This is a genomic window from Candidatus Chryseobacterium colombiense (genome assembly GCA_029203185.1).
Classification (GTDB): Bacteria; Bacteroidota; Bacteroidia; order Flavobacteriales; family Weeksellaceae; genus Chryseobacterium; species Chryseobacterium colombiense.
The window spans coordinates 363,420-376,112 of record CP119310.1 but is presented as its reverse complement, the minus strand read 5'-3'; the positions used below and the strand labels follow the sequence as shown (position 1 = coordinate 376,112).

12 protein-coding genes are annotated in these 12,693 nt (G+C 35.1%); all 12 read right to left on the bottom strand.

Features of this window, described 5'->3' with window-relative positions; genetic code table 11:
- Positions 1-28 precede the first annotated feature (28 nt).
- Complete coding sequence (locus P0Y62_01665) at positions 29-388, bottom strand: cupin domain-containing protein (GenBank protein ID WEK70263.1); 360 nt, start codon at positions 386-388, stop codon at positions 29-31.
- Entirely contained in the window at positions 385-912 is a 528-nt protein-coding gene (locus P0Y62_01660; GenBank protein ID WEK70262.1) for a GNAT family N-acetyltransferase, read from the bottom strand. Before P0Y62_01660 ends, P0Y62_01665 begins: the two co-directional genes overlap by 4 nt.
- Positions 913-943: 31 nt before the next feature.
- Positions 944-1,549, bottom strand: coding sequence for a DUF2911 domain-containing protein (locus tag P0Y62_01655; protein WEK70261.1), 606 nt, complete (start codon positions 1,547-1,549; stop codon positions 944-946).
- Positions 1,550-1,577: 28 nt separating this feature from the next.
- A complete protein-coding gene (locus P0Y62_01650; protein WEK70260.1) occupies positions 1,578-2,621 on the bottom strand; it encodes a methylated-DNA--[protein]-cysteine S-methyltransferase in 1,044 nt (347 codons plus the stop codon).
- The gene (locus P0Y62_01645) at positions 2,618-3,397 is read right to left on the bottom strand and encodes an isocitrate lyase/phosphoenolpyruvate mutase family protein (GenBank protein ID WEK70259.1); all 780 of its coding nucleotides are present in this window, start codon (positions 3,395-3,397) and stop codon (positions 2,618-2,620) included. Before P0Y62_01645 ends, P0Y62_01650 begins: the two co-directional genes overlap by 4 nt.
- Positions 3,398-3,544: 147 nt before the next feature.
- Positions 3,545-5,386, bottom strand: coding sequence for a hypothetical protein (locus tag P0Y62_01640; protein WEK70258.1), 1,842 nt, complete (start codon positions 5,384-5,386; stop codon positions 3,545-3,547).
- A 22-nt stretch (positions 5,387-5,408) separates the two neighbouring features.
- Positions 5,409-6,560 carry an ABC transporter ATP-binding protein gene (locus tag P0Y62_01635; protein WEK70257.1) on the bottom strand — a complete coding sequence of 384 codons (1,152 nt, stop codon included), beginning with the start codon at positions 6,558-6,560 and terminating at the stop codon, positions 5,409-5,411.
- Between the two features lie 164 nt (positions 6,561-6,724).
- Complete coding sequence (locus P0Y62_01630; GenBank protein ID WEK70256.1) at positions 6,725-7,156, bottom strand: SRPBCC domain-containing protein; 432 nt, start codon at positions 7,154-7,156, stop codon at positions 6,725-6,727.
- A gap of 31 nt (positions 7,157-7,187) precedes the next feature.
- A complete protein-coding gene (locus P0Y62_01625) occupies positions 7,188-7,613 on the bottom strand; it encodes a hypothetical protein (protein ID WEK70255.1) in 426 nt (141 codons plus the stop codon).
- Between the two features lie 103 nt (positions 7,614-7,716).
- On the bottom strand, positions 7,717-8,169 hold the full coding sequence (locus P0Y62_01620) for a hypothetical protein (protein ID WEK70254.1): 453 nt from the start codon (positions 8,167-8,169) through the stop codon (positions 7,717-7,719).
- A gap of 107 nt (positions 8,170-8,276) precedes the next feature.
- On the bottom strand, positions 8,277-11,459 hold the full coding sequence (gene carB / locus P0Y62_01615; GenBank protein ID WEK70253.1) for a carbamoyl-phosphate synthase large subunit: 3,183 nt from the start codon (positions 11,457-11,459) through the stop codon (positions 8,277-8,279).
- A gap of 135 nt (positions 11,460-11,594) precedes the next feature.
- Entirely contained in the window at positions 11,595-12,668 is a 1,074-nt protein-coding gene (locus P0Y62_01610; GenBank protein ID WEK70252.1) for a carbamoyl phosphate synthase small subunit, read from the bottom strand.
- Between the last annotated feature and the right edge of the window lie 25 nt (positions 12,669-12,693).

Sequence of the window (12,693 nt, the reverse complement as noted above, 5' to 3'; positions counted from 1 at the left end):
TTTTATTCATCAATATTTCCCAACTCCTCTACTCTTCTCTGTTTACCAATTCCATAGAGAAAGCAGGAAGGCAAATGGCTACATATTCACAAGGTTCAGAAAAGGGATTGCTGTAACGGATTCTTGCTCCTTTTTCAATCAAAATACTTTGTCCTTTTTCTAACGTCACTATTTCTCCGTCAATTTCAAATTGTTTTTTCCCGGAAATAATTAAGGTAAACTCATCAAATTCTGGAGTTTGGTGCGGTTCACTCCAATCTGGTGGTGCTACCATATGAGCAATTGAAATATTGGAATTCTGCGTTGAGTGCCCCCAATGTTCTTCTATTAATTTACCATCAGTGGTAGGAACTACAAATGGTGATGTTTGAATTTTATATTTTTTCATATCCAGTTTTCTTTTTTAATTTCATATACAAAATTGGTTCTTGTAGGTTCTCCGAAATAAGCAACCTCCTCTTCTGCAATTTTTTGTCCGCCAAGCCGTTCTAGTGCAGTCTGTGAACGGAAATTTTCTTTTCCGATATGGAAGTAAACAGTATCTACAAACTGAAAAATATAGTCTAGCATTATTTTTTTTATCTGAGGATTAATTCCTTTTCCCCAGGATCTTGTTCCGTAAAACGTATAGCCAATAAAAATACTATTTCTGTTTTCGTCAAAGTCATAAAAACGGGTGCTTCCCAAAATATCTCCGTTTGACTTTTCAACAATCTTAAAAGCTCCTTTGCTTTCTATGGCTCCTTTGAAAAAGTTCTCAAAAACTTCTCGTTGGTAACGGTCTTTGTTAGGATGCTGCTTCCAGACTTCAGGATCGGAAGCTACTTCGTATAGATATTCAAAATCCCCTTGCTGTAAGGGGATTAATTGATAGTCCTGATTTTCTAAAATGGTTTGTATAGAAAATTTCATCGGTATATTTTTATTTTAAATCAGAGTGATTTTAGCTTTTGGCTTTTGCGGCATCAGATTCGATCTTTTTGATTTCTTTCAGTTTGTCTGAAATTTTAATTACAGCATCTAATTTTGCGGGTTTTAAGCTTACTTCAGCTTCAGAAGTATCCCATTTGATCACTAAATTCCCTGTATTTTCATCTGTTGGGTTTAAAGTAATTTCAAACCACTCTTGCTTATCCACAAGTTTATTTACCGGAACTGTAACATCTACTACATCCTGTTTTGGATCATACGTATAAGCGCCCCATTGCTGAAAATCTTTATTTAAGATAACTTTCCATTCTTTTTCTGTGGGAACGATAAATAAACCATACGTTCCTGCCGGAACTACTTTCCCGCCGAAATTAACAGACTGTCCGAAAGTAATTTTTGTTGATGAATTTGCTCCGGCTCTCCAAACCTGTCCGTAAGGAACCAGATCACCAAAAATCTTACGACCTTTCACTCCCGGTCTTCCGTAGTCAACTGTGATTTTAGACATTGAAAACTGCTGCTCCACCTTCTGACGCGGACTTACAGCCGGTACGGAATAATCCTGTGCAAAACTGAAAACTGATGTTGATATGCAAAGTGCAAATAGTAACTTTTTCACGTGTAAATTTTTGTTTAAAATTACAAAATCAAAACAGAATAGCCTTCTCCAGTTCCAATAATTTTTGTTTTCTCCATATTCCTCCCGCATAGCCCACCAAATCACCGTTGGAGCCAATCACACGATGGCAGGGAATTAAAATGGCAATTTTATTGATCCCATTTGCCGTTCCAACAGCGCGAATCGCTTTCGGATTTCCGAGAAGTTCTGATTGTTGTTTATAGGTTCTGATTTCGCCTATTGGGATTTCTCTTAAGAGTTGCCAGACTTTCTCCTGAAACTGAGTCCCTGTTGTAAATAACGGAACTTCAAATGTTTGTCTTTTGCCTTCAAAATATTCTTTTAATTCCTCCTCAAGTTGTTTAAAATGTTTATTTTCACCCTGCACAATTTCCGCATTCAAAGCTTTCGATAATGAAATGAATTGTTTGTCCATATTTTTGCGGTCTGTAAATTCGAGCAGACAAATTCCTTCCTCAACAGCACAGGCAAACATGGTTCCGAGAGGGGTTTCAATTCTTTTAAGATCAATAATCATTTGTCTTTTACTTTTTTTCGGGGAAGTTCCCAAAATATTTTTAAATCCTTCATTAAAACCGCTTAAGCTTTCATATCCTGAATCCAAAGCCGTTTCTATAATGCTTTCTCCATTCTTAATTTTCTTAAAAGCAGCATTCATCCGGAATTCTCTTTGAAAAGCCTGAAAAGTCATTCCATGATTTTTTAAAAACCAGCGGCGGAGTGTCACTGGTTCTATATTTCTTTTTGAGAGATCTGCATCTTTTATTTTCAGCGATATATTTTGTGCCAGTTCTGTTAATAACTCCTGAATATATTGAGGGGTTTCATTTAATTTTTTCAGAGGTTTGCAAATCTTACAGGCACGGTATCCTTTTTCAATAGCTTCTTCTGTACTTAGGAAAAATTCTACGTTTTCCTTTTTGGGTTTTCGCGCAGTACAGGTCGGCCGGCAAAATATTCCGGTCGTTTTTACAGCCATCCAGTAGGTTCCTTCAAATGAAGAATCCTTATCCAGAGATGCCTGATACATTCTGTCCTCTGTCAATTTCATGATGATATAAAAATAGGTGAAAAACTTTTTTCTTTTATAATTTCCCGACCTTTTTCTTCTAAGCTTTTATAAATATATCCATTGGCAAAATTACCTGAAGAAATTCTTTTCACTCCCAATCTTTTTAATGTAGCAAAGTCCGGAAGTTCAGGCATCGCCATTACATTCACCGGAAGCTGTGTTTCGTTTACAATTGTTTCAATATCATTTTCTGAAGTAATACAAGGAACAAAAATCCCGTCAATTCCTGTTTCTTCAAAGAGTTTTATTCTCTGAAGTGTTTCTTCTACAGGATTTTCCAATCCCAATAAAAACGGATCTGTTCTCAGGTTAACGAATATATCAACATTGTTTTCTTTTAATTTTGAAATAACCGATTTCAGCTTTTCATAAAAAATCACTTTATCTGTAATTTGTCTGATTCCATTTACTATCAAACTGTCTTCAATATTGATTCCAACCACTCCTATTTCGGCAAGCTTTGAAATATTTGAAACAATTTCTTTAGCATTTTTTCCATAACCACCTTCCAAATCTACTGTTAATGGAATTGATATAGATTTTAAAATTCGTTCAACAATATAAAGATACTCACCAAAGGTCATATTTTCACCATCTTCATATCCTAAACTATGGGCAACAGCCGAACTGGAGGTTGCCAATGCTTTGTATCCTAATTTTTCATATACTTTGGCACTTTGCGGATTCCATACATTTCCTAATAATAAAGGCTCTTCGTTTTTATGCAGTTCTTTAAAAGTCTGAATATGTGTCATATTATTTTTTTACAAAACTAGTGTTATCTGCATTCTGCATGCAACCGAAAAATGGACAAGTATTTTTCAGTTATAAGTAATCCACATATTATTATAAAATGAATTACAATAACAAACCCTGCAAAGAATTACAGGGCTCATTATTATTTATTGTGGCATCGCTTTCCATTTCTGAATAACGGACATGTAGAAATACATAAATATAAAGCCGCAAACCAAAATGATATAACTTACATTAAAATCTAAATATTCAATCAGTGTTTTGCAGTTTCTATAAACATCCTGACAAGCATTTCTCTGATGTAGGGAAATAATTCCGAAAATCAGTAATACAAATAATACAAAGCCAATCATTGAAATATTTACAAAAATTGAGGAAATGAGCTTTCCAAATTTTCTCATCATAAGTATCGGAACCAGCAAAATAAACAGTGCAAGGATTAAAAGAAAATACATCACAAAGAATTCTTCTCTTCCGCCTACGATTAAAGAATACAGAACTGTAAGTAATGTCACGCCCAAAGTCAATACCCCCGAACTGATTAAGCTAAACAGAACAGATTTCAATCCCGTAATTCTGAAACTAAAAATGAGTATGGAAATGAAAAATGCAATCCAGATATAAACATGAATATTTTGTGTAAAAAAATCAAAAGACTTCATCGTATCAACATTAATAAGAAGATCCCTAAGATGATCACTGTAATAATAGTAATCCGTAAGATTGTTTTTGTAATACTCTTCTAAAGAAATTTCATTATTGATGTTCGGGTTAAACATTTTAATAGTTATCGTATCATTCACAATCGTTCCGTTGTCTGCAACAACAGCCGCAGAATCTATCGCTGTGTCGTAGCCTAAATCAACAGCCAAATCGTCATCTTTTCTGTCTTTTTCAGATTTTCTGATAAAATATCTGACTTCAAAATTCGGATTTTGAGGTGCAACAATCATTTTCGTCCATTGCTTAGGTTCCAAATTATTTTCAATCCCAAATTCTTTTGATATTTTTAAAAATTTATTTAGAAGTATCTCTACTTCAGCCGGATTTTTTTTATCCAACAGCTCCGCAACACTTTTATTAATTGCATAAGATTTTTTATTCTGCAGGTCTTTAATATAATCATCAACAACTAATTCATTGTATTTATTTTCTGAATATCCTGCTTTATTATTTAATTCATTATCATAAAATATATCTGAAAAATTGTAATACGTTAAACCTGTTGTTTTAATAGACGAAGAAAGATCTACTACCTCTTTTTTGAAATAAAATACTTCACAGTTTTCCTTTTTTTCTGAATAGGCCAAAAGTTTTTTATCCATTTTCGCCGGAAACTCATAATTGTCATACTTATCTTTTTTATACGAGATTTTGGAAAACACAGAATAAAACTGATACACATTGTTGTGATAGACAAAGTATTTCTTGTTTCTATTGATTTCATTGATATTGGTCTCACAATAAAGATCATTAAAAATTTTAGGATATTTTCTGTTATCCAAAGTATAGTTATTCATTTCCTGCGACAGGAAGGGCGTTGCCCTGTTGATGACATCAATATTCCCAAGCATTTCTTTATCCGGATACTTGTTTTTAATAAACATTTTAAACCCCGTCATATAAGAGAAATAGAATGTTGTACACGCAAAAATGATGATAAAATATTGTACAAACTGTAGAAACAATTTGCTTTTGGATGAGGGATAGTAGGTTTTAAACGCATTATTTTTAAACATCATGATCAGCCATCCTACAATCATTAAAATAGAAATGATAAGGTGAATAAAAATCATCCCATCTCTGAAATAATCATCTTTTACCTCAAACTTCTGAAGTGAAACAGGATTGATATGGGAAAAATACCCAATGATAAAAAACAAAATGTGAATGACAATACTCGCCAAAACCATCCATATAATTTTAGTATTCCATATGGTAGGATATTTTTCGAGTACATATTGGTTGAACTTAAATATTTTTTGCATTTTCTGTCGAAATTAAAAGGATTTAGCTTACAAAGAATCTTCTTGTAGAGGATGAAATATTACGGATATACACGATTTCTGCTTTGGCATTTCCAAGCGCTGTTATGACTTCATAAAATTCAGTTTCCGCCGAAAAATAAGCCACATAAACCCCTCCGTTAAAATTAAGTTTTTCTAAACTGAAATTTTTGAAGACCTCCAGCAATTCTTCTCTGGAATTCGGAGTGTCGATTTCTATGATCAGATGATCATTTTCCGTATCTTTTAATTCAGAGTTGTCTTTATACTGACCGTTTTTAAGGAAAATTACTTTATCAGAAACCTTCTCTACTTCATACAATTGCTGTGAGCTTAAAATCAAGGCAATCGGATTGTTTACAGAATTTGCGATCGATTTAAGATCTTCCAAAATCACCTGTTGAGCGAGTACATCAAGATTCGCCAAAGGTTCATCCAATAGCAGAATTTCAGGTTGTCTCAAAAGGGTTCTCGCCAGTTCAAAACGCATTTTATATCCGGAAGAAAGCTCATTCCATTTCAGGTGTTTGTAATTCCAAAGCCCGAGACGGGCAATCATCATTAAAGTTCTCGTCTCGTTTTCTTCAGGAGCAACCCCATAATTTGACAACACAAATTTTAAATTATCTTTTAAGCTTCCATACCATTTTGCAGTTCTTTGTGGAATATATATCAGTTTTGTACGAAGGTCATATTCATCTTTGGGCTGTATGGTAAAAGAATAATGCAGTTCGCCTTCATTATGAGAGATCTCTTTAGCCAAAATCCTCAAAAGAGTCGTTTTTCCGTTTCCGTTCTCTCCTACCAGTCCATAAACCTGGCCTTTATTGATTTCCATAGAAACCGGACCTAAAGAAAAGCGATTGCTTCCGTAGGATTTTAAAATATTTCGGGCCCGAAGCACAGATTTCTCCAGCGAATGTTCTTTTACCGGAATTTTTTCTATTTTTTGAAGAAGAATTTTGGATTTTTCAATCAGCTCTTCGGTATACGCTGGATATTGCTCTTTCCAGTCGGTTAACTCAATGGATTCTTTGTAGATTTCCATATTCTGAGTATCCATTGCACAATCCAGCAATTTCCTGAATCCTAAAACAGTGTCTTTGTTATCAAAAAAATGATAGACCTCACCTACTCTTTTCTGATGTTTCGTCATTTGGTGTTTTTTATTGGTATTAATTAAATCTTAAAATAAAAAATTGAGCAGCCCTTACCCTCTGCTCATCATAGTTTCTTTATAATCTCAGCTTACATTCCTGCTTTCATAATCGACATATAATAATTAGCGCAATGCAAAGTATGGATTTTTATGGTTAAATACTATTCATTTAAATTCTTCTCAAGCTGCATCAAATATTGCAGCCAAGCGCCAGAACAGCCATCATAACATTCAAATTGTGGAGTTAATCCATCGTGTGTAAAAACAATTTTTGTTCTATGGTCTTCTTTAAAAATTTCAAAGCTTATTTTCGTTCCCGTCCATTCATCAGTCTTGCTTGCAAATGTCAGATTGCTGTCCGTAACTTCCCAGACAATCTTTTTATCCGGAATAACTTCTATCAGTTTTTGCTCGGTATGATGTACTCCGTTTCCCGCATCAAAAATGAATACATCATTTATCTTTTCAGATTTTCCAGTGATAATTTCATCGTGTAGGCCATTCCACCATTGTTTTGGATCAATTAATCTATTAAAAATTTCATTTGGAGATTTTGAGGTGGTGAGTGTGTAAGAGAAATTTTGTGAACTCATATTGTTTGATTTAATGATTGGTTACGAAGTTTTATTTTGATTCTGTCCAAGAAACATCTGCTTTATTTTGAATTATAGAAATCAAACACCAAAGTTGCGGATTATTGTAACAATCTGTTTCTTTGGAATAATAAACTTTACTCAGATAATCTTTTACTTTTTCCTTTATCATTTTTTTGATATCTATTTCATAAATTTCGGGTAATAATTCATCTCTAAATCCCTTTTGCAATAAACTAAATTCCCAAATTGATCCTTTTTTTAAGCCTTGAATTGAAAAACCTCGAAAACTGCTCTGAAAAAATGATTCATCATTAAATATTTTTGAATTTGCCAAGCTGCCATAAGTGACATTTGTAAACTTTAGATCAGCATGGTTTTCTATTTCTTTAATCTCTTTCAAACTCAATAAAAACCGGAATCCTTTTGGTAATTTTTTGATATTATATTTCCCCACTATCTTTGAATCTAAATTATAATTTCAAAGCTAATTTAATGAATTCATTCTCAAAAAATTAATTTTTATAAAGTGATCATAATTGCTAATCATATATGAAGATTTACTTTTTAAGTACTTCAATATTTGTATACCGAAAGACTTTCCCTGCTTCATTCTCGTTTACTTTTGATAAACTATGTCTTTTAGGAAACCCATTTTCACTAACAATCTGACCTGTTACTTTAATTTGTACTGGTAAATTATCCCCATTAAATAAATGATCCGCATTTATTAATTTTTCATTCGCAGGTTCCAGCCAGTAATATTCTTTTTTATTTGATTTCGATTCGCTCCACTGTGCGCAACTACAGGAAATCGCATTATAATCCAGAATTAAAGTTTTCACTTTTTTATCAGCTTTAAAAACGGGTTTACCAGACAGCTTATTTGTCGAATCAGAAATAACTTTCGATCTTAAAATCTTATCATCAATCCGTTTTTGCTTTTTTGTTTGATTGCAGGAAATTAGCAGAATACTAAGTGAAAAAATTATTGATCTTATAGTATTAGTCATTTGTTAAGCTAGCATTTATTTTTTCTAATTTATAAATTTTAGTCATATTATAAAACAAAAAAACGCACCTTGAAAAGATGCGTTTTAAAGATATCTTAATCCGAAAATTACATTGTCTCCATTTTGAAACTCATGCTTTCGATTACTTTTAAAATGGCTTCAACTGTATCCATGGATGTTAAACAAGGAACACCGTTTTCCACACTCATTCTTCTGATCTGGAAACCGTCTCTTTCAGCCTGCTTTCCTTTTGTAGTGGTGTTGACAACGTACTGAACTTTTCCTTTCTGGATCAGGTCGATCAGGTTTACACTTTCCTCTCCGATTTTGTATCCTATTTTACAAGGAATTCCTTTTTCTTCGAAGAATTTCGCTGTTCCTTCCGTTGCCCAGATTCTGAAACCAACTTCATGGAATCTAGCCGCCAAATCAGCTGCTTCCTGCTTGTGTTTATCCGCTACTGTGAACAAGATAGAACCATGCATAGGGACTTTTCTTCCTGCTGCAACCAATCCTTTATACAATGCTTTTTCTAATGTCGTGTCTTTACCCATAACCTCTCCTGTAGACTTCATTTCAGGACCTAAAGAGATGTCAACTTTCGTTAGTTTTGAGAAAGAGAACACCGGAACTTTTACGAAAACTCCCTCTTTATTTGGAACCAATCCGTTTTTATATCCTAAATCAGTTAGCTTTTGACCTAAAATTGCTTTCGTAGCCAAGTTTGCCATTGGAACATCCGTGATTTTAGATAAGAAAGGAACCGTTCTCGATGAACGTGGATTTACCTCGATCACATACACATTTCCTTCAAAAAGAACATACTGAATATTCATTAAACCAACTACATTCAATCCTTTTGCCAGTCTTTGTGTGTAATCTACCAACGTATCAACTTCACTTTGTGAGATATTTTGAGGAGGATACACAGCAATCGAGTCTCCGGAGTGAACTCCTGCTCTTTCGATATGTTCCATAATCCCCGGAATGATTACCGTTTCTCCATCACAGATCGCATCAACTTCTATTTCTTTTCCAACCATGTATCTGTCGACCAAAACCGGATGTTCCGGACTTGCGTCTACCGCAAATTCCATATAGTGAGCCAGTTCGCTTTCTGAGTACACAATTTCCATCGCTCTACCTCCTAAGACATAGCTCGGACGAACCAACACCGGATAACCTATTTCATTAGCAATTTTTATCGCTTCTTCTTTTGAGGTTGACGTTTTTCCTAAAGGCTGAGGAATCTGCATTTCCTGAAGCGCTTTTTCAAATTTATCTCTGTTTTCAGCTCTGTCTAAATCTTCCAAAGAAGTTCCTAAGATCTGAACTCCGTGAGAAGCCAATTTATCAGCCAGGTTGATCGCAGTTTGGCCACCGAACTGTACTACAACTCCTTTTGGTTTTTCTAGCTCAATGATGTTCATTACATCTTCTTCCGTTAAAGGCTCGAAGTATAATTTATCTGAGATTGAGAAGTCTGTAGAAACCGTTTCAGGGTTGTTGTTGATGATGATTGCTTCGTAACCCATTTCCTTGATTGCCCAAACTGAGTGAACTGTTGCATAATCAAACTCAACTCCCTGTCCGATTCTGATCGGTCCTGAACCTAGAACAATGATTTTTTCTTTATTTGAAACTACAGATTCGTTTTCTTCTTCGTACGTTCCGTAGAAATATGGAGTTTCAGATTCGAATTCCGCAGCGCAGGTGTCTACCATTTTATAAACCGGCATCACTCCGTTTTCTTTTCTGAAATTGAACACTTCACGCTCCGTTACATTCCAAAGAACTGCAATGTTTACATCTGCAAAACCTAATTTCTTAGCTTCTAAAACGATTTCTTTGTTGAATTTATTTTCAGCGATAACTTTTTCGAAATCAATTAATTTCTTGATCTTCCAGATGAAGAATTTATCGATTTTACTCCATTCTACGATTTGTTCCCAATCATACCCTCTTCTTAAAGCATCTCCGATGATGAACAATCTTTCATCATCACACACTCTGATTCTTCTTTCGATTTCTTCAGCTGTAAGAGCTGCTGCCTGCTTGGTTTTTAAACCGATATGTTTAATTCCTGTTTCCAGAGAACGGATCGCTTTTTGTAAAGACTCTTCGAAATTTCTTCCGATCGCCATTACTTCACCCGTTGCTTTCATTTGCGTTGATAATCTTCTATCCGCCGTTTCGAATTTATCGAATGGGAATCTCGGGAATTTAGTTACTACATAATCTAAAGCTGGCTCGAAACAAGCATAAGTCTTCCCTGTAACCGGATTCATGATTTCATCAAGTGTTAAGCCTACTGCGATTTTTGCTGCAATTTTCGCAATCGGATAACCCGTTGCTTTAGATGCTAAAGCTGATGAACGGGAAACTCTCGGGTTTACCTCGATAATATAATAGTCGAATGAATGTGGATCTAATGCCAACTGTACGTTACATCCACCTTCAATTCCTAATGCTCTGATGATTTTTAATGAAGCGTTTCTCAGTAACTGGTATTCTCTGTCCGAAAGCGTTTGAGAAGGCGCTACAACAATTGAATCTCCTGTGTGAACTCCAACCGGATCAATATTTTCCATGTTACAAACTACAATCGCGTTGTCGTTTGCATCACGCATTACCTCATATTCAATTTCTTTGAAACCTGCGATTGATTTTTCGATCAGACACTGAGTTACCGGACTGTGTTTTAATCCTAATTCAGCAATTTCTTTTAGTTCAACTTCATTGGAAGCGATACCACCTCCTGTTCCACCCATGGTGAAAGCAGGACGAACAATTACTGGATATCCGATATTGTCAGCAAAGTTTAATGCTCCTTCTACCGTGTTTACGATGTCAGATTCAGGAACCGGTTCGTTCAGTTCTCTCATCAATTCACGGAACAAATCTCTGTCTTCCGCTCTGTTGATCGCTGATAGTTTTGTTCCTAAAACCTCAACTTTACATTCTTCAAGAATACCTGATTTTTCCAATTCTACCGCCATGTTCAGTCCAGTCTGACCTCCAAGAGTCGGTAAAAGTGCATCTGGACGCTCTTTTCTAATGATATGACTTACAAACTGAAGTGAAATCGGCTCGATATATACTTTATCTGCGATTTCAACATCTGTCATAATCGTTGCAGGGTTTGAATTGATCAAAATTACCTTGTAGCCTTCTTCCTTCAAAGACAGACAAGCCTGCGTTCCTGCGTAATCAAATTCCGCTGCCTGACCGATGATAATAGGTCCTGAACCGATTACTAAAATTGTTTTTATATCTGTACGTTTTGCCATTTCTAAGTTAGATGTTAGATGCCATAAGTTTAAATGTTAAACTTTTAGCACTGTTTTTATTTAGAGTTAATTTTTACACATTGCCATTCTTGATTTCTGAGATTCTTCCTGCATCAGAATGACAAACTTGCTGTCTTACTTTTTGAAGTTTTCCATTAATTCAATGAATTCATCAAATAAGTAGTTCGCATCTTCCGGACCTGGGCTAGCTTCCGGGTGATACTGAACGGAGAAACAAGGGTGAATTTTGTGTTTCAGACCTTCGTTGGTTCTGTCGTTCAGTGCGATGTGCGTTTCAATTAAATCTGTCCCTTTCAAACTCTCTTGGTCTACTGCATACCCGTGGTTCTGAGAAGTGATGGCCACTTTGTTTTTCTCTAAATCCAATACAGGGTGGTTTCCTCCTCTGTGTCCGAATTTTAGTTTGAAAGTTTTAGCTCCACAAGCCAGACCGATCAACTGGTGTCCTAGACAGATTCCGAAAATCGGAACTTTTCCTAAAATTCCATTAATCATTTCCAGTGCTTGTTGGTTATCTTCCGGATCTCCAGGACCGTTTGAAAGCATTACTCCGTCAGGATTCATCAGCAAAATCTCTTCTGCCGTTACATCCTGAGAAACTACCGTGATATCACAGTTTCTTTGAGATAATTCTCTGATAATTCCTAATTTAGAACCAAAGTCTACCAATACTACTTTCAAACCTCTTCCCGGATTGGCATAAGGCGTTTTTGTAGAAACCTGTTCTACCTGATTGGTAAGAAAGTTTGTAGATTTTAATTCTGCTACAACTGCGCTTTCATCAGCATCAGCGTTTACAATTTTTCCTTTCACTACTCCGGAATTACGAAGAATTCTTGTAAGTCTTCTCGTATCAATCCCTGAAATTCCTGAAAGGTTTTTCCTTTTAAATAACTCATCTAAAGTAATCTGAGTACGGAAATTGGAAGGCAGATCACAAAGTTCTTTTACAATAAGACCCTTGATCGCCGGCTCAATACTCTCATAGTCATCTCTATTAATCCCATAGTTTCCGATAAGCGGATAGGTCATACAAACAATCTGACCGCAATATGACGGATCAGAAATCAGTTCTTGATACCCTGTCATTCCGGTATTGAAAACTACTTCTCCTGCAGTTTCCAATTCTGTTCCGAAACCTTCTCCATGAAACACTTCACCGGACTCCAGTATTAACTTTTTCTTCATTTTCTTTATTTAGATTTTCTTTTAC